24 protein-coding genes are annotated in these 23,220 nt (G+C 48.7%); 17 read left to right on the top strand and 7 right to left on the bottom strand.

From position 1 onward, the window contains the following. Together L0665_RS04725 and L0665_RS04720 are read left to right on the top strand one after the other, a co-directional pair. On the top strand, window positions 1–1,722 hold the full coding sequence (locus L0665_RS04725; RefSeq protein ID WP_274924550.1) for a formylmethanofuran dehydrogenase subunit A: 1,722 nt from the start codon (window positions 1–3) through the stop codon (window positions 1,720–1,722). Between the two features lie 12 nt (window positions 1,723–1,734). After that, complete coding sequence (locus L0665_RS04720; protein ID WP_274924549.1) at window positions 1,735–2,535, top strand: formylmethanofuran dehydrogenase subunit C; 801 nt, start codon at window positions 1,735–1,737, stop codon at window positions 2,533–2,535. A 93-nt stretch (window positions 2,536–2,628) separates the two neighbouring features. On the opposite strand, the gene L0665_RS04715 is transcribed toward L0665_RS04720, so the two are convergent. After that, on the bottom strand, window positions 2,629–2,856 hold the full coding sequence (locus tag L0665_RS04715) for a hypothetical protein (protein WP_274924548.1): 228 nt from the start codon (window positions 2,854–2,856) through the stop codon (window positions 2,629–2,631). Between the two features lie 200 nt (window positions 2,857–3,056). Here L0665_RS04715 and L0665_RS04710 point away from each other — a divergent pair, with 200 nt between their 5' ends. Then, window positions 3,057–4,850, top strand: coding sequence for a chloride channel protein (locus tag L0665_RS04710; RefSeq protein WP_274924547.1), 1,794 nt, complete (start codon window positions 3,057–3,059; stop codon window positions 4,848–4,850). A gap of 221 nt (window positions 4,851–5,071) precedes the next feature. Here the strand turns inward: L0665_RS04710 and L0665_RS04705 are convergent, their stop codons facing one another. Then, a complete protein-coding gene (locus tag L0665_RS04705) occupies window positions 5,072–6,310 on the bottom strand; it encodes a Coenzyme F420 hydrogenase/dehydrogenase, beta subunit C-terminal domain (protein WP_274924546.1) in 1,239 nt (412 codons plus the stop codon). 2 nt (window positions 6,311–6,312) lie between these two features. Then, window positions 6,313–7,893: a molybdopterin oxidoreductase family protein gene (locus L0665_RS04700; RefSeq protein WP_274924545.1), complete on the bottom strand. Its 1,581-nt coding sequence runs from the start codon at window positions 7,891–7,893 to the stop codon at window positions 6,313–6,315. A gap of 192 nt (window positions 7,894–8,085) precedes the next feature. Between L0665_RS04700 and L0665_RS04695 the strand changes: the two genes are divergently transcribed. From L0665_RS04695 to mtrH, 14 genes are all read left to right on the top strand, one after another. Beyond that, window positions 8,086–8,979, top strand: coding sequence for a 4Fe-4S binding protein (locus tag L0665_RS04695; protein ID WP_274924544.1), 894 nt, complete (start codon window positions 8,086–8,088; stop codon window positions 8,977–8,979). A gap of 421 nt (window positions 8,980–9,400) precedes the next feature. Then, window positions 9,401–10,702 (top strand): coenzyme-B sulfoethylthiotransferase subunit beta, encoded by a 1,302-nt coding sequence (mcrB, locus tag L0665_RS04690; RefSeq protein ID WP_274924543.1) that lies wholly within the window; start codon window positions 9,401–9,403, stop codon window positions 10,700–10,702. A gap of 17 nt (window positions 10,703–10,719) precedes the next feature. Next, complete coding sequence (mcrD, locus tag L0665_RS04685) at window positions 10,720–11,196, top strand: methyl-coenzyme M reductase operon protein D (protein ID WP_274924542.1); 477 nt, start codon at window positions 10,720–10,722, stop codon at window positions 11,194–11,196. Window positions 11,197–11,202: 6 nt separating this feature from the next. Beyond that, window positions 11,203–11,829: a methyl-coenzyme M reductase I operon protein C gene (gene mcrC / locus L0665_RS04680; protein WP_274924541.1), complete on the top strand. Its 627-nt coding sequence runs from the start codon at window positions 11,203–11,205 to the stop codon at window positions 11,827–11,829. A gap of 12 nt (window positions 11,830–11,841) precedes the next feature. Continuing rightward, complete coding sequence (gene mcrG / locus L0665_RS04675) at window positions 11,842–12,606, top strand: coenzyme-B sulfoethylthiotransferase subunit gamma (RefSeq protein WP_274924540.1); 765 nt, start codon at window positions 11,842–11,844, stop codon at window positions 12,604–12,606. A gap of 5 nt (window positions 12,607–12,611) precedes the next feature. Continuing rightward, window positions 12,612–14,318 carry a coenzyme-B sulfoethylthiotransferase subunit alpha gene (gene mcrA / locus L0665_RS04670; RefSeq protein WP_274924539.1) on the top strand — a complete coding sequence of 569 codons (1,707 nt, stop codon included), beginning with the start codon at window positions 12,612–12,614 and terminating at the stop codon, window positions 14,316–14,318. A 200-nt stretch (window positions 14,319–14,518) separates the two neighbouring features. Continuing rightward, complete coding sequence (mtrE, locus tag L0665_RS04665) at window positions 14,519–15,430, top strand: tetrahydromethanopterin S-methyltransferase subunit E (RefSeq protein ID WP_274924538.1); 912 nt, start codon at window positions 14,519–14,521, stop codon at window positions 15,428–15,430. After that, window positions 15,427–16,257: a tetrahydromethanopterin S-methyltransferase subunit D gene (gene mtrD, locus L0665_RS04660; protein ID WP_274924537.1), complete on the top strand. Its 831-nt coding sequence runs from the start codon at window positions 15,427–15,429 to the stop codon at window positions 16,255–16,257. Before mtrE ends, mtrD begins: the two co-directional genes overlap by 4 nt. Before the next feature lie 11 nt (window positions 16,258–16,268). Beyond that, window positions 16,269–17,132, top strand: a complete 864-nt coding sequence (mtrC, locus tag L0665_RS04655) for a tetrahydromethanopterin S-methyltransferase subunit MtrC (protein ID WP_274924536.1) — start codon at window positions 16,269–16,271, stop codon at window positions 17,130–17,132. After that, window positions 17,132–17,416 carry a tetrahydromethanopterin S-methyltransferase subunit MtrB gene (gene mtrB, locus L0665_RS04650; RefSeq protein ID WP_274924535.1) on the top strand — a complete coding sequence of 95 codons (285 nt, stop codon included), beginning with the start codon at window positions 17,132–17,134 and terminating at the stop codon, window positions 17,414–17,416. Before mtrC ends, mtrB begins: the two co-directional genes overlap by 1 nt. Before the next feature lie 11 nt (window positions 17,417–17,427). Further along, window positions 17,428–18,150, top strand: a complete 723-nt coding sequence (gene mtrA, locus L0665_RS04645) for a tetrahydromethanopterin S-methyltransferase subunit A (RefSeq protein WP_274924534.1) — start codon at window positions 17,428–17,430, stop codon at window positions 18,148–18,150. Window positions 18,151–18,155: 5 nt separating this feature from the next. After that, the gene (locus L0665_RS04640) at window positions 18,156–18,362 is read left to right on the top strand and encodes a tetrahydromethanopterin S-methyltransferase subunit F (RefSeq protein WP_274924533.1); all 207 of its coding nucleotides are present in this window, start codon (window positions 18,156–18,158) and stop codon (window positions 18,360–18,362) included. Between the two features lies 1 nt (window position 18,363). Then, window positions 18,364–19,104: a tetrahydromethanopterin S-methyltransferase subunit A gene (gene mtrA, locus L0665_RS04635; protein ID WP_274924532.1), complete on the top strand. Its 741-nt coding sequence runs from the start codon at window positions 18,364–18,366 to the stop codon at window positions 19,102–19,104. Window positions 19,105–19,117: 13 nt separating this feature from the next. Then, entirely contained in the window at window positions 19,118–20,155 is a 1,038-nt protein-coding gene (mtrH, locus tag L0665_RS04630; RefSeq protein ID WP_274924531.1) for a tetrahydromethanopterin S-methyltransferase subunit H, read from the top strand. A gap of 440 nt (window positions 20,156–20,595) precedes the next feature. Here mtrH and nadC read toward each other — a convergent pair whose 3' ends face one another. Genes nadC through nadX form a run of 4 tightly spaced genes read right to left on the bottom strand, consistent with a single transcriptional unit; the run spans window position 20,596 to window position 23,134 of the window. Continuing rightward, window positions 20,596–21,450: a carboxylating nicotinate-nucleotide diphosphorylase gene (nadC, locus tag L0665_RS04625; RefSeq protein ID WP_274924530.1), complete on the bottom strand. Its 855-nt coding sequence runs from the start codon at window positions 21,448–21,450 to the stop codon at window positions 20,596–20,598. A 6-nt stretch (window positions 21,451–21,456) separates the two neighbouring features. Beyond that, the gene (locus tag L0665_RS04620) at window positions 21,457–22,158 is read right to left on the bottom strand and encodes a quinolinate synthase NadA (RefSeq protein WP_338036417.1); all 702 of its coding nucleotides are present in this window, start codon (window positions 22,156–22,158) and stop codon (window positions 21,457–21,459) included. Further along, entirely contained in the window at window positions 22,082–22,363 is a 282-nt protein-coding gene (gene nadA / locus L0665_RS10800; RefSeq protein ID WP_338036416.1) for a quinolinate synthase NadA, read from the bottom strand. Before nadA ends, L0665_RS04620 begins: the two co-directional genes overlap by 77 nt. A 12-nt stretch (window positions 22,364–22,375) precedes the next feature. Then, window positions 22,376–23,134, bottom strand: a complete 759-nt coding sequence (gene nadX, locus L0665_RS04615) for an aspartate dehydrogenase (RefSeq protein ID WP_274925718.1) — start codon at window positions 23,132–23,134, stop codon at window positions 22,376–22,378. Window positions 23,135–23,220 lie beyond the last annotated feature (86 nt).

Raw genomic sequence — 23,220 nt, 5'->3', positions numbered from 1 at the left:
ATGACAGATTATCTAATCAAAAATGGTTTTGTCTTTGACCCTGTTCAGGGAATTAACGGAGACAAAGTGGATGTCGCTATCAAAGACGGCAAGATCGTCGATGCAGGCGATGTCACTAACCCGACCATCATCGATGCCACCGGCATGACTGTGATGGCGGCAGCCGTTGACATTCACGCACATGTCGCAGGTCCTAAAGTGAATATGGGCCGGAATTTCCGTCCCGAAGATAAACTCTTCAATTGCACGGCAGGCAGCGGTATGAAGCGGATGGAGGGTGGATTTTCCGTCCCTACCGTTCTCAGAACCGCATACCTGTATGCACGCATGGGATTTGGCTTCTCTATGGAGGCAGCAATGCCGCCTCTGTATGCACGTCATACTCATGAGGAAATTCGCGACACCCCTATCATCGACCAGGGAGCACTCCCTGTCTTTGGTAACAACTGGTTTGTCCTTGAGTATCTTAAGGAAAATGAGATTGAGAATACCGCGGCATACATTGCATGGCTTCTCAACCAGACCAAGGGATTCGGCGTTAAGTGCGTGAACCCGGGCGGTACCGAGTCATGGGGATGGGGACTGAACTGTGAGACAGTCGATGATGTGGTTCCGTACTTTGACGTAACTCCACGGCAGATTGTCTCCGGCCTTATCGAAGCAAACGAGTACCTCGGCCTTCCGCACTGCATGCATGTGCACGGGAACAGTCTTGGTGAACCGGGCAACTACGGGATCACCCTTGACACCCTGAAGATCGCAGAGGGCGTCAAGCCGCAGAATGACTTTGGACGTGAGGTTGTGTTGCACAACACGCACCTGCAGTTCCACTGCTACGGTGGTGAAAGCTATGCGTCCAAGTCGTTCGAGTCCAAGTCAAAGGAAGTTGTCAATTACATTAATTCAGTTGACAACATCAGCTACGACCTTGGTGTCGTAACCCTTGACGAGACCACCACGATGACGGCAGACGGTCCATTCGAGCACCATCTCTCCCACATGAATAATCTCAAGTGGGCAAATACGGATGTGGAGCTTGAGACTGGATCCGGTATTGTTCCGTTTATCTATAATCCAAAGACATTCATCGCCGGTGCCCAGTGGGCAATTGGTCTTGAGTGTGGTCTCTTCATTAAGGACCCGATGCGTGCGTACATCACCACTGATGCACCGAATGCAGGGCCATTGTGCCGTTACCCACGTGTTTACAAGTGGCTCATGAGTGCAAAGGCTCGTGATGACATGCTTGATAACACGCTCAAGTACGGTGACAAGATCCGCGAGCGGTGTTACATTGGCGAACTTGACCGCGAAATTTCACTCTACGAACTGGCCATGATGACCCGTGCAGGACCGGCAAAGACTCTTGGTCTTTCCCACATGTTCGGTTCACTCAAACCAGGTCTCGAGGGTGATGTCGCAGTCTATCCGTACAACCCTGAAACTGACACTGATGACCCTGAGAAGATTGAGTATGCATTTGGTAATGCAGCGTATCTCATTAAGGGCGGCAAATTGATCGTGAAGGAGGGCGAGATTGTTGACATGGGCAACAAGCGTACCTTCTGGGTCAATGCCAAAGTCAATGAAAACCCAATGGTTGAGCGTGATATTTCAGAGAAGTTCCGCCGGTATTACACCGTGACACAGAACAACTATACGGTTGAGGGACCGCACTTTGTGCCAAATCCGTATGTTATTGAGGTCGATGCAACAAAGTGAGGTGACGGAGATATGGCAAAAGTAATTCTTACCCCAAACCAGACCCCCACACTCTTCCTTGAGGCAGAGAACATCACACCCGATGTCTTTGCAGGGAAGGATGCAGCGGAGATTGCAGCACTGCACGGATTTGTCGGCAAGACCACAGTCACCCTTGGTGACTACTTCACGATTGAAGGTGCAGGTGGCCAGACGGCAGCTGACACCACTGTTGTCATCAATGGCGATGTCAGCCGTGTGAAGTACATCGGCATGAAGATGTCTGCAGGCGAACTGATTGTCAACGGCAACGCAGACATGTATGTCGGCGGCTGGATGACAGGCGGCAAAATCACTGTTAACGGTGATATTGAAGCATTTGCAGGGCTTGGTATGACTGGTGGCGAATTGATCGTCAACGGAAATGCCGGCAATTATCTCGGCGCAGCATATCGTGGCGACTGGCGTGGTATGCAGGGCGGAGAAATTCGTGTCAGCGGCAATGCCGGCAGTGATGTCGGTACATTCATGCGTGGTGGTACAATTGTCGTCGGTGGCAACATCGATGTGCATGTAGGCACACACATGGAAGGCGGCACGATCATCGTCAAAGGTGACGCAAAGACCCGTGTTGGCGGACAGATGGTGAAAGGAACAATTTACGTTTATGGAGACATTGACGTAATGATGCCAGGGTTCCAGTATCGCAATGATTCTGACCTTGAAGTAGATGGTGATAAAGGACGGTTTGCCCTGTACGAAGGAGACATGGGCGAACGTCACCCTAAGAAGAAGGGTGAGGTCATCTACGGTCAGCTTTATATGAAATACTAAATCCTTTTTTTTTGTCTCGTCCTTTTTTATTAGTATTTTCACGTTTATTCTAACGTATCCACTTATCTACCGGCTGTTTGAGATTATGGCCATCTATGGAATGCCCATAAATGGAGATTCTAAGGAAACATAATTGGTATTGAGCTGAGTGGAAAATTTCCTTCCATACATAAAGTGGTAAGAATTTTCTGTCATGATGTTCCATGTTCCAGGGGTTAATCCATTACCAAAACAGGAATACCTTTCATCTGTATAGTGAGGGATGAGGGGCTTTTCTTCAAGAAAGGATATCCTGATAATTATGATGTTCGGAATCTTCATGGATGGAAGGCGAGTTTTCTTCCCGAATATTTTTAGATAATATTTGCGTCCAGTATTCTATAAATCAGGAAGGACAGTTTTAGTTGGACTTTTTCATCATGTTTCTTTCTTAGATAGCATACGTGTCCTGATTATAATCCCCGTTCTAAACAGAATGACAGAATCTAATTACTGTTAAGGACTAAATGATTCTCTAACTGATGCCAATGGTTGATAATTCCTCTTCTTTTCGAAAAATAATGCTGATAGGGATTGTCGTTGGCGTCATTTCGGGGATTGGCGCACTCCTTTTTTTCTGGGGCCTTAAATTTGGAACGCATTTTGTGATGGAAAATATTGTCGGCTATCATTTGCCATTAGAAGGTCAGTCGTTAGAAACCATCGCCGGGTGGACACCTCCGGCATCAATATGGCTGATTCTCCCGGTGATATGCAGCGGGGCTTTTCTGTCCGGTCTTCTCGTTTATAAATTTGCACCAGAAGCTGAAGGGCATGGAACGGATGCTGCAATAAAGGCATTTCACGGTGAAGGCAAGATCCGTTGGAGAGTCCCGATAATAAAGGCAGTTGCCTCCATTCTTACGATATCAACCGGAGGAAGTGCGGGAAGGGAAGGCCCGACTGCACAGATTTCAGCAGGTTTCGGTTCGATTGCAGCAGATGCACTGAAACTTTCACCCCGTGAACGGAGAATTGCACTTGCGACCGGAATTGGGGCAGGAATAGGGACGATATTCAAAGCGCCTCTTGGTGGTGCCATACTTGCTGCAGAACTTCTCTATACACGTGACTTTGAGGCAGAAGCCATCATGCCCTCATTTATCGCATCAATAATTGGATATTCCATATTCGGATTTTTTGAAGGATATGATCCTGTTTTCGGGAAAGCTGTTATTCATTGGGATATCACACAGATCCCCCTTTTCCTGATGCTGGGGGTAATTTGTGCGTTAATGGGATTATTATACATTAACGTATTTTATGGAACAAAATCAGCATTTGGTCAATTTTTTGAGGCACATCATATACCCAAATATTTCAAACCAGTAACGGGTGCGTTCCTTATTGGTGTACTGGTGATAACCCTCTCCTATATTTCACCGGAAATGATGATTACGGCACTTGGAAGTCTTGGTACCGGATATGGATTTTTGCAGCTTGCCATGTACAACATGCTCCCTTTGAGTGTTCTTCTTCTGCTGCCTTTCACCAAGATTCTTACAACATCACTTACTATCGGTTCCGGGGGTAGTGGAGGTGTCTTCGCTCCGGGACTTGCTGTTGGTGGTGCTGCCGGCGGAGCATTTGGTATGGTGCTGCATGGTCTGATACCACAGATAGTACCTCTTGCTTCCGTTCCTGCATTTGTTATTGTGGGTATGATAGCTCTGTTTGGAGGGATTGCAAATGCACCAATTGCGGTGATGATAATGGTTGTCGAAATGACCAGCGATTTTTCCCTTCTGGTGCCTGCAATGGGTGCTGTTGCGGTATCTAATGTTCTGACAGGGGAGAAAACCATTTTTAGAGAACAGGTGAGAACAAAGGCGCAGTCTCCGGCACACCGTGGAGAATACCAGATTGAGATTCTGGAGGATATAACCGCAGGGAGTGCCATGAAAAAAAGGGATGATCTTATTTGTCTTTCACCTGAGGATTCATGGGCAAAGATGATCACTATAATGGATCAGACCCAGCACACCGGGTTTCCTGTTGTTGAAAACGGAAAACTTGTAGGTATCGTCACTCACAGGAATGTAAAACCTGAAAATCATGAGTTGCCAACAATAAAAAACGTAATGAATACATCTGTATATACGATTTATCCTGATTCTAATCTGGAAACGGCCCTATCAATAATGATGGAGAAAAATCTTCACCATCTTCCGGTCGTTGACAGGGGAAATCCTGACATACTTCTTGGTTTTGTTACCTCAACCGATATTATGCGTTCATATACCCGGAAGATGCAAGAACTTTCTAAACCTGATTAAGTTTTTTTGAAGTTGGTATGTTGATTTAGAGTGAGTGTCGTAGTATCTGATCAAAATAGTGGGATTATTTTTCAGAAAATTCTGTTATTTTATATTGACTGCATTTTTCAGCAAAAAAAGGATGTATGAAAGAGAACAGGATACAGGAGGTGCTAATGCAGGTGGTGCCTCCTTGTATGCCTATTCTGTTATGGTGAAAAGGAATGGTGAAAAAAGGGAAATTATGCAAATATATTGAATATTTGATCATCTTTTGTATCTGACAGACGATTTCGTTCTGTCGGTTCTTCGACGAGTGCAAGAGTTGGCAAATCCATATTGATACCTGGAACAAATCCGAACATTTTTTCCATTTCAACCTGAAGTGCATGCATGAAGAGCGAATTTGGGATGTCCATGGCACAGAGCTCTTCACACTGCCCGCAGTTGATGCAGGAATCAGAGATATGGCTGAACCGGATGAGGTGGAACATCATGGGTGGATTAACCTCGCCAGGTGGTACCAGGTGCGGTTTTTTGGTGGAGCATTCCACACAGTAACAGATTGGGCAGTTTTCAATGCATTGGTAGCACTTAATACAGCGGGACGTCTTCTCAATGATATACTTCAGGCGGTCGTCACCATCGCCAAGGTTTCCAAATTGTTCTGCACGGCACTTTTCACCAAGTTTGAGCATGGCATTTTCAACCTTCCCGCGGATGATGAGACCTTGGGGGACAGGTTCACAGGTATCAAGGGCACCCTCCTTCACAGCAGCATCGAGCAGGGCTGCACCTTTCATGCTGCAAATCTCAACAAAGGTGGCTTTCCCTGCTTTTTCTCCTATGACTCCCCAGTTTCCGCATGCAAGGTCACATTGGCGTGATATTTTTGTCTTACAGCGCTGACAGTTTGGGCGGCGGCCGTATCCTTCTGCTTCAAGTTCATCGATTTTGATGCCCTTGTGTTCGTGGTCTTCGGTGAGGATGATGAACTGACCCTTGTCGATCTCTTCCCTGATGACTGTGTCAGGGTCTGTCTCAAATTTTTCTGCAATCATCTTTCGTGCCTGTGCCGGGCTTACTGAACCACCGCAGTTGAGGTCGATCATGTAGATGTTGTCGAGATTAATCTGGTTTCTCTTGGCGAGTTCATACATTGCCTTTGCATCGCAACCCTTTAGGGTCACAGCAATTTTTGTATCTTTTGCTCCGTTGCAATATTTTGTTATGAGTTTGGGAAGCAGTAGGGTACCACAATGGAGGGATCCGGCTGTTTCATCAATGTCTGCCGGGTCTGTGATGAGTGTGGGAACGGCATCATAAAGATCAACACCCTTCTTAACGGCAAGAACAGCATCAACCATTCTACTCTTTAATGCATATTTCAGAAGAGATGATACGGCCCCCCCACATTCTCCTCTCTCTGCCATTCCAGCATCAGACGCCCATGCATATACAAAATCTCCCTTTGTTGACAAATTCAATCCACCTCCTCAATACGGACTGCACAATTTTTCCGTCTGCCGGTGACTTCACAGGCACAGATATTTCCCATTCTCATTGCAGGAATAATAGTGGTCCCCGGAGCAATACCATCCATTACTTTTACGGTCACGGTTAGTTCGCCCGTGTCAGAGATGACGACAGCATTCCTGCCGTTCGTTACGTTGTATTTTTGTGCATCCTCTGCGCTGATGCCAACCCAGATATCAGGAACTTCCTGCACCAGTGTTGGACAATTCTTTGATAATGTGCCTGCCGTACCAAATCCATGCCATATGGTTGGGACCATTGAGAGTACAAGAGGAAATTTCTTATTTGTCTTCACTTTAACTGGTTCTGGTCCGACGGTAACCGCAGCTTTTCGGGGTGAAATGAGGTGCCCGTCTTTTTCAAGCGATGCATAAGTCAGACCTTCATACCCTTTGATATTGGCTGTGATGTCTGCAAAAATATCCTCTGGTGTTTCGTATCCGAGAGGTTCTCCCAATGCGGAAGCGATGTCCACCACAATTTTCCAGTGAGGTTTTACGCCTTCGGGTGGTTCCTGTGCCTGGTGAATACGTTGGACGCGGCGTTCAGCATTGGTTGCTGTGCCTTCAGTTTCAGCAAATACTGCTGCTGGTAAAACGACATCTGCGTTCTGTGCGGAAACAGAGAGGAATGCATCCTGAACCACAACAAATTCAGCCGGAACCGGACCCATCTCAGTTCCCATGATATAACATGCTTTTATCTTTTCATCGGCGATAACTGCATCAATGGGGGTAGAAGCGCCTATATCGAGTGCGCCTCGCCCATTGCTCTGTGCGGGGAATGCAAAGAATTTTGCTCCTTTTTCTTCAGCTATCTCCAGTGCAGCAGCAGCTATTGATGCCTCTGCATCGCCTGCACTGATGCCGAAGAGGACGTATGCATTTTCACCAACAATAAAATCAGCAGCTTTTCTAATTGCTTCCCGCTCATTACCGGGGGTTGCCTGGATAAATTCGCTGGCCAGTTTGGTAGTCGGACTCAGGTAGGTGTCAACGACAGCAACTTTTGCTCCCTTGTCCTTTGCATTTGCAACCCTGCGTGCGGCAAGAGGGTGAGTGAGTGCAAGGTTTCCAATTACAACAATGCAGTCTGCATCTGCAATGGCAGCAATACTCCCTGCAGAGGCATCGATGCCTACAGCGGCAGGTGATGAAAAATTATCGGTTATTAGGATTTCTGCGAGACGTTTCAGGGAATATATATCCTCATTTGTGGCATGCGCTGATGCTATTAGTGCAATTTCTGTGCCTGCATATTCTTTGCATTTCGTGGTGATACAGGCAAGTGCTTCTTCCCAGCTGCATTCTGTCAGAGAATCGTTTTTACGGATAAGGGGTGTGAAAATGCGTTCTTTGCCTGCGGTCATTTCGTATGCATAATGTCCTTTTGGACATGTCTTTCCGTCATTAACAGGGGAACGGTGATAGGGCCCCCCTGCTACAACTGCCCCGTTTTGGACTACCAGATTGAACGAGCATCCGGTTGAGCAGAACGGACATAATGTAGAAACATATCTGAATGACATATATTTTCATTAATAAATTCAAAATATCAACTATTTTAATTGTATTGTGTGTTGCTTTATAGTTGGTGAATATTGGTGTATTTTGTCTTTATGGTCAATTAAATTAACATAACACTTTGCTATGGACGCAAATTTAATTTTTCGGTGCAGAACTTCTATTGGGAACGTGAAAATTAATACGCTGGAGAAAGTATGGTACAGGTAATGAAGCACTCATATGATCCTGATTCCCAGAGCGGGGTAATCGTGGAGGAAGGGGTGGAGGCATATACCGTCAGACTCCGTATTCCGGCGGGCATTGTTACGCCGGAACAACTGCGGGGTATTGCTGAAGCTGCAGAGAAGTATGGCGGGGATGGCATTCACTTCACCACGCGTCAGACTGTAGAAATACCCCATGTGCCTGAGGAAAATCTGCAGGCACTTGGTGAGGCGCTTATGGAGAATGGTACCCCTTTTGGAGCAGAATTCCAAAATGTGGTCAATGTAACGGCATGTCCGGGGAATGAACGGTGCCGGCTTGCAAATATTGATGCTATATCGCTTGCTCTCCGTATGGACAAGAAATACTTTGGGCGTGAAATGCCGGTCAAAACCCGTATTGGTATATCTGCATGCCCAAATGCCTGTGTGAGTGAACGGCTCTGCGAAATCGGAGTGACGGGTCACTTAAAGCCTGTCCGTAATCCGGAACGATGTACCGGGTGTGGGGCATGTGTTGAGTATTGCAAAGAAGATGCTCTTTCCGTCATAAACGGTGTTATTGTCCTTAATGATGAACGTTGTATTCGCTGTGGTGCCTGTGTGCATACCTGTCCGTATGGGGTTATAACTGCAGAAGAACCGTTGTACGAGATCACCTTCGGTGGAAGGCGTGGGCGTCATCCAAAAATTGGCCAGCGCCTGGTGATAGTAAATTCTTTGGAAGCAGCAGAGAAGGCAGTTGATGAGGCGATGTATCGTATCTACCGTCAGGCAGTGGGTACTCATCTTCTTGCAGACCAGCTGGATGAGATTGGGTTTGATCAGATTGTGAAATCTGTCCTGGCCAAACTTCCTGAAGGTTCGGTTGTGGAAAATTTTTAAATTCCTGCCATGATGAGGGGGGTAATACTCCTTCTTTTTATCAGATCTATGGAAAGTATTTGTGTTTTCGCTAAATGTGCGTTATTTTTTGAAAAAATGGATTAAAGGAAGCGCATCATGTTAATGAGAAAATATGTACCCTTTGTTGCATATTGTGTTACGAATCGCTCCATTTCGTAATACCCAGGGCATCTCATTGCTGAAATTATGGTTTATTTTTATGTATCTCTGATATGTGGTATTATCTATAAATAAGTATATTTCTTTGGATTAGGAATACTTATATCCTGACATTGTGTATATCTCATTGTCCCATGCGGGGACGTGCAGTAGTTACCATCATTGATTTCCGTCAGGATTTATCCTGTCTTTGTTCAGAAAACGAAATGCATTGCACAAAAAGGTAATTGGAGGAAAATAAATGGCAAAATATTCCGACACTATCGATCTCTATTCAGATGACGGTAAGCTCCTGAAGAGCGGTGTGACCCTCGAAAAGGTCAGTCCGCTTATCAACCCGGCATCAAAGAAGATCATTGATCTCACCAAGAGTTCAATCGCAGTCAATCTTGGCGGCATTGAAAAAGGCCTCAAAGCTGGTAAACTCGGCAAGGGTGTTATCCCCGGCCGTGAGCTTGACCTGGCGATCATGGACAACAAAGACGCAATCATCGCAAAGATCAAAGAGATGGTTGACGTCGAAGAAGGCGACACAGTTGTTCACGAGTACAAGGGCGGCAACCTTCTCCTCGTTGAGGTCCCGAAGGCACGCCTCGATGCTGCAGCAACCTATGATGCAGCTATCTCATCTGTAGCAGCAGCAACCACCTATGCAATTGTTGACCAGTTTAACGTCGATGCATTCAATGCATCCACTGTCAAGGCAGCAGCATGGGGTGGATACCCACATACTATGGATATGCCAGGTGCAGGCGTAAGCTCTGTCCTCAACATTCCACAGAACAATGAGGGTATCGGTTTTGCACTGCGCAACATCGGTGTCAACCACTATGTTATGATGACCGGAAGGAATGCAATGCAGGGTGCAGCACTTTCAGCAACCCTTGAGACCGCAGGAGAGTTTGAGATGGGTGGCGCAATCGGCCCATTCGAGCGCCACATGCTTCTGCAGTACGCATACCAGGGCCTTAATGCAAACAACCTCGTCTATGAACTCGTTAAAGAGAATGGCCAGAGCGGTACCATTGGTACTGTTGTCCAGTCCCTTGTCGAGCGTGCAATTGAAGACAAGGTTATCACAGCAGGTAAGAAAGGTGGCTACTTCCAGTTCTATGACACCAAAGACCCAATGCTGTGGAATGCATATGCAGCAGCAGGAACACTTGCAGGAACCATGGTCAACTGTGGTGCAGGACGTTTCGCACAGGCAGTTTCTTCAACAATGCTTTACTTCAACGATCTGCTTGAGCACGAGACCGGTCTCCCAGCCACTGACTTCGGTCGTGTAATGGGAACTGCTGTCGGTTTCTCATTCTTCAGCCACTCCATCTATGGTGGCGGTGGTCCTGGTATCTTCAACGGAAACCACGTCGTAACACGCCACGCAAATGGCTGTGCAATTCCATGTGTCGTTGCAGCATGTGCACTTGACGCAGGTACACAGATGTTCACTCCTGAGGGCACTTCTGCTATCATGGGAGAGACATACGGCCAGATTGACGTGTTTAACAAACCAATCCAGAATATTGCAGACGGTGTCTGAACAGAGAACTGATTTGAATGACTGAAGCTGTCGTTGATTATCCCCAGTGCCGGATTACACCCCTCCGCATGCTCAAACCGGATTCCGCGGAACTCCTCCTCAATGGAATAGTGGAGATATCTGGAATCCGTCGTATGACGATAAATGGTCCGAATCTCCCGCGAACGGTTCCATATGGACCTGCGCGGGGGAAACCCAACCCCAATTCCAACCGTAAATTTATTACTGTTGGGGGGTCTGAATTTGAACTTCATGTTCAGGTGGGGACCATTATTCTTGAGGTGCTGGATGATGAAGTAATTGAAAAAATCCGTGCACTTTGTGACCGGTTCTTCACAAAATTCCCGTATCAACTCCAAACCGGGAAGAAGTACATGAAAACCCAGCCAACAGTTGCGGACTACGCCAAATATGGTCCTAACGCGGATCTCCGAATGCTCGGACTTACTGATCCGCGGAATAAAGAAGGGCCGGTAATTATTCAGGGAAGATAAATAATTATGCCAATTGGTCGAGTTACCCAGGTTGTTGACTGCCGTGAATCCACGGGGATGGGCAAAGGCGGAAGCCTTGCCCAGAGAGGTACCATTTCAGAGTGCCGTCATCCTGATGTGATTGTCGTAGGCATGTCACCCGGGAGACGTCATGTGACTAAACCGGTATGTGATATCACATCCGCCCTGAGGAGAGAGGGTGTGGAATTCTCGGTGAGTACTCTGGTGCTCAACGCCGGAAGTGGCGTTCCTGCCGATGCTCCGAAGATTGCCGGTTCTGTCCTGGGAGCGTATTTCGGACTCTCAGGGAAAGAAGTTTCGCAGATTGAGCAGCATAAAGTGGCCATTTTACATCATGGGAATGTTCGTTCCCATGTGGTTGAAAAGGTGCGTTTTATTCTCTCACAGGCAGATGTCCGCGCAGTTGTTGTCTCACAGGCACCAATTGACTACGAAGATCTCGCAAAAGTTGGTGTCAAAACCGCATATGTCAGGCCGCCGCCGGAGAACATCCGTACAAAGGGTGAGGTGGCAGCCATTGTCAGCGGTGTGACCAGGGGTCAGACACCACCACGGGATAAACTCGCTGAAGTCGTTCAGGCAGTATTGAAAGTAATGAAAAATCCTATTTGAGGTGAAATAAATATGGCATACAAACCACAGTATGGTCCGGGTACCTCCGTCGTCGCTGAGAACAGGCGTCGCCAGATGAACCCTGACATCGAACTTGAGAAAGTTCGTGATGTAACTGATGAAGATGTTGTGTTGATTCTCGGTCACCGTGCACCGGGATCTGCATATCCAACTGCACATCCACCACTCGCAGAGCAGCAGGAACCAGATTGCCCAATCCGTAAGATTGTTGAGGCAACCCCTGGTGCAAAGGCAGGAGACCGGGTCCGCTACATCCAGTTCGTTGACTCGATGTACAACGGTCCATCACAGCCGTACCAGCGTACTTACACGGAATGCTACCGCTTCCGTGGTATTGACCCAGGTACACTCTCCGGTCGTCAGATCGTCGAGTGCCGTGAGCGTGATCTTGAGGGATACGCCAAGTGGCTCATCGAGACAGAAATGTTTGAGCCCGCTCTCACAAGCATCCGTGGAGCAACGGTGCACGGACACTCACTCCGTCTTGCAGAAGATGGCCTGATGTTCGACATGCTCCAGAGGTGTGTCGTTGGTGACGAAGGTGTCGTTACCTACGTGAAAGACCAGATCGGAGAGCCACTTGACCGTGCAGTCTCACTGGGCAAGCCCCTTGACGACACATGGGTAAAAGCACACACGACCATCTTCCACTCACTCGTTGGTTCATCATATCGTGATGACGAGGAGTACATTGAATACATCGTCCGCATCCACTCGCTGAGAACAAAATACGGCTTCATGCCGGTTGAGGAGTGATTTTAATGGCAAAAATAGAGAGATCACAGAAGCTTTTCCTTGACGCACTCAAAGAGAAGTTCGAGGGCCAGGATCCTGAGTCCGTAAAGACCACGTTCTATAACTTTGGCGGCCTCAAGCAGTCCCCGCGTAAGCGCGAATTTATGAAGGCTGCACGGGGTATCGAGATGGAGCGCGGTATCTCCATGTATGACCCAGAGCACTGCCACCTTGGCGGACTGCCAATGGGTCAGAGACAGCTCATGACCTACGAGGTCTCCACCACAGGTGTCTTTGTAGAGGGTGACGACCTTCACTTCGTCAACAACGCTGCCATGCAGCAGTTCTGGGATGACATCCGCCGTACTGTCGTTGTCGGTATGGATCTTGCTCACGCAACACTCCAGAAGCGTCTCGGAAAGGAAGTAACTCCTGAGACAATCAATGAATACCTCCACATCCTCAACCACGCAATGCCTGGAGCAGCAGTGGTTCAGGAACACATGGTCGAGACCCACCCGGGCCTTGTCGATGACTGTTACTGTAAGGTCTTCACTGGCGACGACGCAATGGCAGACGACATTGAGCCACAGTTCCTTATTAACATCGACAAGCTTTTCCCTGCTGAACAGGCAGAAGCCCTGAAGGCACAGGTTGGCAAGTCAATGTATCAGGCAATCCACATCCCGACCATTGTATCACGTACCTGTGATGGTGGAACAACCTCCAGATGGTCTGCTATGCAGATTGGAATGTCCTTCATCGCAGCATACAGAATGTGCGCCGGTGAAGCAGCAGTCGCTGACCTTTCATTCGCTGCAAAGCACGCTGGTGTCTCACAGATGGCATCCATCCTTCCGGCACGCCGTGCCCGTGGTCCAAACGAGCCTGGTGGAATTAAATTCGGTGTCTTCTCCGATATTATTCAGGCAAACCGGAAATACCCGAACGACCCTGCACGTGCATCCCTTGAGGTTGTCGGCGCAGGTACCATGCTCTTCGACCAGATCTGGCTTGGTTCCTACATGTCCGGTGGTGTCGGTTTCACACAGTATGCAACCGCAGCATACACCGATAACATCCTCGATGAGTACACCTACTACGGTATGGACTACCTGAAGGACAAGTATGGCTTCGACTACTCCAACCCGGACCCCGCAACAACCGTTGCTCCAACCCAGGATGTCGTCAACGACCTTGCAACTGAGGTTAACCTCAATGCAATGGAGCAGTACGAAGGTTACCCAACCATGATGGAAGACCACTTTGGTGGTTCACAGCGTGCTGGTGTTATGGCAGCAGCATGTGGTCTTACCTGTTCGATTGGTACCGGAAACTCCAATGCCGGTCTGAACGGATGGTATCTTTCCATGCTTATGCACAAGGAAGGATGGTCACGTCTTGGTTTCTTCGGATACGATCTTCAGGACCAGTGTGGTTCAGCAAACTCCCTTTCAATGGAGCCTGACCGCGGTCTGATGGGCGAACTCCGTGGACCAAACTATCCAAACTACGCAATGAATGTCGGTCACCAGGGAGAATACGCAGCTATCGTCGGTGGTGCGCACTACGGACGCGGCGACGCATTCTGCTTCGACCCACTGATCAAGATCTGTTTCGCAGACCCGTCACTCAAATTCGACTTCGCCGAACCCCGCCGCGAATTCGCAAAGGGTGCAATCCGCGAGTTCAAGCCAGCAGGCGAGCGCTCACTGATCATACCAGCACGGTAAGATCAACCCAATTTTTTTTTACTTAACGTAAATCATGTAATGCTTGTTTGACAACGTAGCCTGCATTCGGTTTCTATCGTAAAATACTGATTCTCTTTTTTTCGAAACCTTTAATAAAATCCCTATCAAGGTTTAATTGAACCAAAAAGGGTTTGTGTAACGTGTTACTCTGGTGCTATGGCACACAGGAGGATGCCTGAATGGAAGAAATACTATTTGGCATCGGTATCAGCGCTTTAGCCGGCGCTCTTGCCACCGTGGCTGGCGCTGCGGAGGACACTGAATCTGATATCGGATCACAAGGTGACCCGAACTCGCAGGTTCAGCTGGCTCCGCAGATGGGGTATATTCACAGGATTTACAATAAAGCTATATCCGGTGAACCCCCTGCGTATGGTCTATGGGTGGCATTAGCTGCTGGAATTGCCTGGGCGTTGATGGCGATTCAGTACAATGCGATTCTTGCTCTCATAATTGGTTCTGCGGTCGCAGTCTTTGTGCAGGGCGTGTACGCCACGACTGCATATCTCGGTCGTACGGCAAGTCTCGCAAAATTTGAACAGCCGGTTTATATCGATATTTTAAAATCGGTTACAACTGTGACTATGGCCCACGCATTCGTGGCGGTATTTACCACTGTTACTATGTGTTTCCTTATCATCGAGGCTCTGGGACACCCGTTCCCATTACCATTGATGGGTCTCGTATGGGGAATCGCACTGGGAGCAGCAGGGTCTGCAACTGGTAACCCGTTCTATGGAAAAGAACGCCAGTATCAGAACTACCCCTTCGGAGCAGGCTTACCTATCTCCGCATCCGGTGACATTGTCCGGTATGCAGAGGCAGGACAGAGAAGTTCACTTGACAATGGATGGTTCACATCCAAGGGAGCAGGTCCCGCATCCGGTATCTGTTTCGGTCTTATCGTGTTCTTCGAATTATGGCGTACCATTCTCTTCGAGCCATTCGCAGCAGGCTGGGGAGCAGTGATCGCCGGTGCCGTAATTATCATCGTCTTCATGGTCATCGACCGCATGGTTGAGACATGGGCACGCAAGACTTACGGTCCATACACTACAGAAGCAGCAACAGAAGAGGAGGCAACAGCATGAGTGCATTAGGTGGCGGTTCAGCTGGTGGAGAGGGTATCAACCCGACTGCATCAGTGATCGCACTAGTTATCGTTCTGGTATCACTTGGTATTGCCTTTGCTCTTGCCCCGGCAACACTCATTCCCCTTATCGGCGTCATCATCGGCGGCGTGCTCATCTCCTTTGGTGTGCACTTTGTCCCGGTTGGTGGTGCACCAGCAGCAATGGGCCAGGCACCCGGTATCGCTACCGGTGTGGCAATGCTCGCTGCCGGTGGTGGCCTTGCAGGTCTCTTCGGAGGCGCATGGGCAGCTGAGATGGGTATCTGGGTTGCACTCGGTGCAGGCGCAATGGGCGGCGGTCTCCTGATGGCAATTACCTGTCTGATGGTGAACGTTGTCTACGTCTATGCAATGGGTATCCCCGCTGCATCCGGAAAGGTCGAAAAAGACCCAATCACCGGTGACACTTACGCTGGGTACAGATCCCAGGGAACAGAGGGTCACGGACTTCCGTTCATCTCCTACGTTGGCGGTGTGATTGGAGGTATCTTAGCCGGTGCAGGCGGTACGCTCATCTACCTTGAACTTCTCTCCGTCTACGAAGAGGCACTTCCCAGTGTCCTCGGCATGACCCCTGAAGGCATGTCTACACTTGCAGTATCCCTTGCAGGTATCTTTGCAGTCGGTATGTTCCTTGTAGCAGCAGTACTTACCGCGTACAACATTACCGGTACAATCGAAGGTCCCCACGACCCGAAGTTCAAAAGATGGCCCCGCGCAGTAATCGGATCGTCTGCAGCATGTGCAGCATGCGGTCTTGTTGCAATTCTTCTGGTGGTAATCTGAGGTGTTAGAGAATGTCAGTTAAAATTGAAGCATCAGAAGGCGGAATGGACCACAATGTCATGCTTGGCATTGGGCTCGTTGGCGCACTGGTCTGTATCTATCTGGTCTACCTCAACACCCTGATGTCAGTGGAAGTCTTCGCCTTCTTTGGCGGGATTGCGGCTATCATTGCACTCTGGTGGGGTACTGACTCAATCAAGAACCTCTGCAGCTACGGTCTTGGTACTGGTGTACCATCCGCAGGTATGATTGCGCTCGGTTCCGGTGTTGTTGCGATGCTTTTTGCAACAAAACTCGCAGGAATCAGCCCACTTCTTGTCCCTGTCGGCTGTGTCGTCATTGCAGCAATCCTCGGAGCAATCCTCGGATTCATTTCAGACAAGGTTCTCAACATGAACATCCCGGTTATGACCCGCATGATTGCAGAGCTCACCGTTGTCGGTTCACTGACAATGCTTGGGTTCACTGCAATGGTTGCAGGTACCTTCTCATTCGGAGATCTCATCACCGGTGCAACATCAGTCTTTGGCGTTGAAATTGCAAGCTACGCATCATCTGTTATCGGCGGATGTGTGCTCGCAACAATCTTCATGCTCGGCGCAATTGCAATCCAGCACCCCTTCAATGCATGTCTTGGCCCCAATGAATCATGGGACCGCACACAGATGTGCGCAATTGAATGTGGTTCTTTGAGCATGATCGTTATTGCAATCATGTCACTTGCATTCCTTTCACTTTCCGCAGTCGTCATCTCATTTGTCATTGCAATCATCCTTTGGGGATGGTCCTACAGTGAGTTGATCAAGCTCTCGAAGCGTGATGCATTTGCATGGCTTGACTCGCAACCTATCCGTGAAGTCGGAGGTGAACAGTAATGGGATATATCCAGGTACTGCCTGAGTATGGTCTTGTTGCTGACCCTATGGTCGGTCTTGTGACCACCGCAGGTGCATCCTTCGGTCCGGTTCTTGAGCGTGTCGAGACACTCGACAAAGTTGCTGATGACATTGTTAACATGCTCTCCGGAGAAGGAGAATTCCTTAAATCGTTCCCTGGGAGAGGTCAGGCCCTGCTTTATGCAGGCGGTGTTACAGCAATGTGGTATGGTCTTGCGGTCGGATTTTTCATCGCGGGGATAATCGCGTTTGGATTCTTATGAGGTGATATGATATGGCAAATAAGAAATCACCGGCCTCAGGCTGGCCAACTATCCAGGGCGATTACATATCCGGAAGTGCAGAAAGCTGTGTTGCAGTCTGTTCGTTCGGTTCCCACCTTGACGAAAAGGGTATCTGTGACGCAGGCGCTGCAATCTGTGGTTCCTGTAAGACAGAGAACCTTGGGCTTGAGAAGCTGATTGCAAACACCATCTCAAATCCGAACATCCGTTTCATCATTTTCTGTGGAACAGAAGTGAAGGGTCACTTATCCGGCCAGTCACTGAAAGCTCTGCACGAAAATGGTGTCGAGGGCGGCAAAATTGTCGGTTCCAAGGGTGCTATTGCATTCATTGAGAATCTTGACGCAGCCGCAATCGAGCGCTTCCAGCAGCAGGTCGAAGTCATCGACATCATGGAAAGCGAAGACATGGGCGCGATCACCGCAAAAATCAACGAGTGTGTTGGGAAAGATCCTGGTGCATTCGACGCAGACCCGATGGTAATCGAAGTCAGCGATGATGAAGGCGGTGCTGAGAGTACAGAGGGCGTCGAAGCTGAGATGTCTGCTGAACTTGCCCTGATCCACGCCCGGATGAAGACTGTCCAGATGATGGTCACAGACATGGGATACCGCAACCGCTACGCAGCGGGTGTGTATTCCGGTAAAGTCGAAGGAATAATGATCGGACTGGTCATATCGTTTGTCCTTTTGGGCTTCCTTCTGATGGGATGATTTAAATGACAGATGAAAAACAACCCACAACAATTCGTACTGCAGCGATTGATGGCATGATGTCAGATATCACGTACAAAGGGCAGATTCTTGCACGTACAAACAAGCTTGACTCTGCAATTAGTGCCAGCGGTATCATGGGATTTGCTCTCGGTCTGATCATTTCCATCGTCCTTGTGATGGTGCCGGTAATGCTGATGGGAGGTATCTGATATGGCAGATAAGAAATCCCCGGCCTCAGGCTGGCCAACTATCCAGGGTGATTACATATCCGGAAGTGCAGAAAGCTGTGTAGCAGTCTGTTCGTTCGGTTCCCACCTTGACGAGAAGGGTATCTGTGATGCAGGCGCTGCTATCTGTGGTTCCTGTAAGACAGAGAACCTTGGGCTTGAGAAGCTGATTGCAAACACCATCTCAAATCCGAACATCCGTTTCATCATTTTCTGTGGAACAGAAGTGAAGGGTCACTTATCCGGCCAGTCACTGAAAGCTCTGCACGAAAATGGTGTCGAGGGCGGCAAAATTGTCGGTTCCAAGGGTGCTATTGCATTCATTGAGAACCTTGACGCAGCCGCAATCGAGCGCTTCCAGCAGCAGGTCGAAGTCATCGACATCATGGAAAGCGAAGACATGGGCGCAATCACCGCAAAAATCAATGAGTGCGTTGGGAAAGATCCCGGTGCATTCGACGCAGACCCGATGGTAATCGAAGTCAGCGATGATGAAGGCGGTGCCGGCGGTGCAGTCTCTGCCACAGCAAACCCCCAGTTCCTTGAGATTGAGGCAAAACTCAATGCTATCGAGAAGAAACTGGAATTTGCTGATGCAGAACTTGCTCAGCGCTATGGCCGAAAGGTCGGTCGTGACATAGGTATTCTTTATGGCCTTGTCGCTGGTCTGATTGTATTCATGATGTTATTGGTATTACTCCCCAAACTAGGCGGATTTATCTGAGGAGAGATAAAATATGTTCAAATTTGAGAAAGAACAGACGGTACACGACTTTAACGGTACCAAGATTGGCGGGCAGCCCGGAGAATATCCCCGGGTTCTCGGTGCCTCTATCTTCTATAACAAGCACGAGACTGTTATTGACGATATGAAGGGCATAATTGACAAGCCTCGCGCAGAGGCGCTCTGGAACAGATGTCAGGAACTTTCAGACCAGACTGGAATAAAACACTTTATCCAGATCATCTCTGAATCAGGAGAGGCATTTGAGAACTACTTCACATGGTTTGACTCCATTGATAACAAGACAGCATTCCTTATGGACTCGTCTGAACCTGCAGCACTTGCTCACGCATGTGAGTATGTGACTGAGGTCGGACTGGCAGACCGTGCTATCTACAACTCAATCAATGGTTCAATCCTTCCGGAGAACATGGAGGCGCTCAAGAACAGTGACGTTAACGCAGCTATTGTGTTGGCATTCAACCCTGGCGACCCAACTGTAAAGGGCCGTGAGGCAGTGCTTTCAGAGGGTGGCGTCGCTGGTCAGGAGAAATCCATGCTTGCAATTGCAGAAGAGTGCGGCATTACCCGCCCTATCCTTGATACCGCAGCAACACCGCTCGGTCTCGGGTCAGGCGGTTCATTCCGTGAGATTCTTGCATGCAAGGCAATTCATGGTCTCCCAACCGGTGGTGCATACCACAACATGACTGTCTCCTGGACGTGGCTCAAACGCTGGAGAGGAACCAAAAAGAATCCCTCCGTGCTTGTAAGCCAGTATGAGGGCAAGGACCTCCTCCTCGAGCAGATGTCACATCACCACTTCGGTGGAATGGACGGTATCAAGCAGACTGCATGGGCAGCACCTGATATCGGATGTAACATCATGGCAGCAACCCTTGGTGCAGACCTTATCATGTATGGACCTATCGAGAACTGTGAAGGTGCAACTACTGCAATCGCATTCACCGATATCGTCCTTGCTGAAGCAGCAAAAGAGCTTGGCGTCAACGTCGCAACCGATGACCACCCGCTCTTCAAGCTGGTCTAATCCCATACCTTTTTTTTGATAATTTGTGTATATGATTCTGAGGGTGCAGCGTGTAGTCTGTCCAATCGGGGTGTAATATTTTGTGCACGTTTCTCTGCTTTTTCCGGTCTGCAAATCAGGAATTACATCGTTCAGATGAATTTTATTCAATTAATCTGGTGCATTACCCAATGGAAGGAAAGATATTTTTTATCTGCCCGGATGACACGCAGACTATTTTCGTATGAAAAAGTATGGGTGTGCTGAAATACAGAGGTTGGTGTGTGAATATAGGACTGAAATGAGTGATGTGGTTTCTCATTATATCTCATATGGTATATATGCAGAAATGGACAAAACCATGTCAATATTATGTGTGGGAATATCTGGCATACATAAAAAAAAAATAGTTATTCAGATTGGGTAAATCGTTGCAGGAAAAGAGAATTAAGAAATATTGTTCAGAAAATTCTGACGGTACTCACTGCACCCTTGATGTCAAGTGAAATATCAATGTTTTTCACGGTATGGGTGAGGCTGCCCATGCTGATAGTATCGATTCCCAACACAGCATAGGACTCAAGTGTCTTTGGAGTGATGTTCCCTGAAACTTCGATTACAACCTGTTCCCGCATCTCGTTTTTGGTGAGAAGGTCGAGGGTTTCCTGCACTTCCCGGGGGAGCATATTGTCGAGGAGAATGATGTCTGCCCCAGTACTGGCCGCGGTGAGTGCATCCTCTGGTGTCTCCACTTCCACTTCGACATTCACATACCTGCTGTATCCCCGTGCCTTTCGGACTGCCTCTTTGAGGGGCACAAGTGCCAGATGGTTGTCCTTGATGAGGATCATATCAGAGAGGTTCATGCGGTGCGGGTCAGCGCCGCCGGTGATGAGTGCCTGCTTGTCACAGAGGCGCAGTCCGGGAGCGGTCTTGCGGGTGCCTGCAATGCGAACATTTGGGTTTGCCTCTTTTGCTGTCTGCACCGCACGGCGGGTTGCTGTTGCAATACCACTCATCCTGCTCATCAGGTTGAGCAAGGTACGTTCTACCATCAGGATATCTGCTGCAGTGCCTTCGAGGTCTGCAATTACAGTACCTGTCTGAATCTCTGCACCTTCAGATACTCTTCGGGTGAAGGAGATACTGCAGTGTTTGCAGAGTTCATTTGCCTCGTAAAGTCCGGATATTACAGCATTTTCTTTCCCAGTGATACGGGCTGTGCACCTGCGGTCCGGGATCACTGCCCGTGATGTGACATCACCTGACGGGATGTCTTCATTCAGGTACCGGAGGAGGTCTTCCCGAAGTGCCATATGTCTTTATTCCTGCCGGAGTGCCATCATCCTTTCGATGGGGCCGCGTGCCCGTTTCATCAGACGTGCAGGGAGTGTTACTGCATACTCCCCGGTGATGAGTGAGTGTTCCAGCATGTCGAGGGTAATTTTTTTCATGTCCTTGCAGACGGCGTCTTCCCTGACCATAAATTTCTTATCCGGGAAGAGTTTTTCAAGTCGGTATCCAATCCCCTTTTCGGTGAGAAGCATCCATGAATCAGCAATATCTGCCATCTTTACCATACCGCCGGTCGATGCAACCACGTCAGCCCCTTTTCTGACCTCCCGGGGACATTCGGGATGACAAATTGTTGTAAAACCTTTCTCTGCTGCTGAAATGACATCATCACAGGAGAACAGTGCATGGACATAACAGTGTCCACCTTCCGGCAGGGGAATGATTTTTTTCTCCGGCAGACGTGATGCGACATAATCTGCCAGGTTTGAGTCCGGGCCGAAGAGGATGGTCTTTTCTTTGAGTGAGCGCACCACCTCAACAGCGTTTGCAGACGTACAGACGATATCTGCCTCTGCCTTTGCTGCGGTATCACTATTCACGTAGAGAACAACCGCTGCACCCGGGTGGGCACTGCGTGCATCCCGGACCATCTCAGGGGTGAGAAAGTCTGCAAGAGGGCATCCTGCATCCTGTGCAGGGAGAATGACGGTCTTTTCCGGGTTGAGCACCTTTTGCTGTCTCTGCCATAAACCGGACACCACAGAGGATGATGGTGTCTTCTGTGACACTACGGGCCTTCACGGCAAGTTCCAGACTGTCCCCGATGATGTCCGCTGCATCCTGTATTTCCGGGGGCTGGTAGTTATGGGCAAGTATGATAGCGTTTTTTTCTTTTTTGAGTTCTTCAATTCGTTTTAACTGATCGGAATTCATGGTTTTAGGTTCCTACGTCCCTATCTGAATGGGGTTGTCGAGATTACGTAATAATGACAGGATTGACAGGGCGGCAAGATAGCTGGTTGCCGGATTTTCAGGGCTGGGGCGGTTACTTACCTTGATAGTAATTTCCCCAAATTCACCTTCGACAATCAGTTCATGGGTATTACGGTCAGTACCGGGGTCCGCCCAGAGTTCAACTTCTACCTCATGTTCTGAAGCCAGTTCAATTGCAATGGCAACGTTGATATTCTTCGGGTACTGGCGGATGCAGTCACGTGCAGTTCCCTTAAACAGGAGCATTGGTTTGTCTATCTCAATGCCCAGTGAGCGGGGATTTTTTGTCGTCCGCAGCAACACTTTGCTGACTTCTGCAATCTGGCAGACTTTCAGGTTGTCAAGGCCGGTGATGGCACCACTCGGGATGTAGATCTTTTTGCCTTTTTCTACCGCACATGCCTTGAGATGATCCCTGAATGGGTCATCCGTGAGGGCCCCCACGCTGAGGATTATCATGTCCTTCCCCGCGAGAAGGATTGCTTCTGCATGGGCCTGCACCGCAGAAACGGATGCAGCTTCTACAACAATTTCCAGGTCCTGTGCAAGGAACTCATCAAATGACTCATATGCCTGTGCTCCGCACGCGTCCTGTACGGCCTTTGCTTTGTCATAAACTGCGTCATAGAGGGCTATAATATTGACTCCCTCGTGTTTGCGTGCGATGATTTCACCGACATTCCCGCACCCCAGTAATCCAATCCTGCGCATTTGTACCATAAAAATTGGTTTTAATTGTTTATCTTCTTTGCCGGGGGGCTTGTGTGGCAGATAAAGTTTCGCATTCTTCCATCCCT

It is taken from the genome of Methanogenium marinum, assembly GCF_028912405.1.
Classification (GTDB): Archaea; Halobacteriota; Methanomicrobia; order Methanomicrobiales; family Methanomicrobiaceae; genus Methanogenium; species Methanogenium marinum.
The sequence above is the reverse complement of the archived record's forward strand: the minus strand, read 5'-3'. Positions and strand labels throughout refer to the sequence as shown.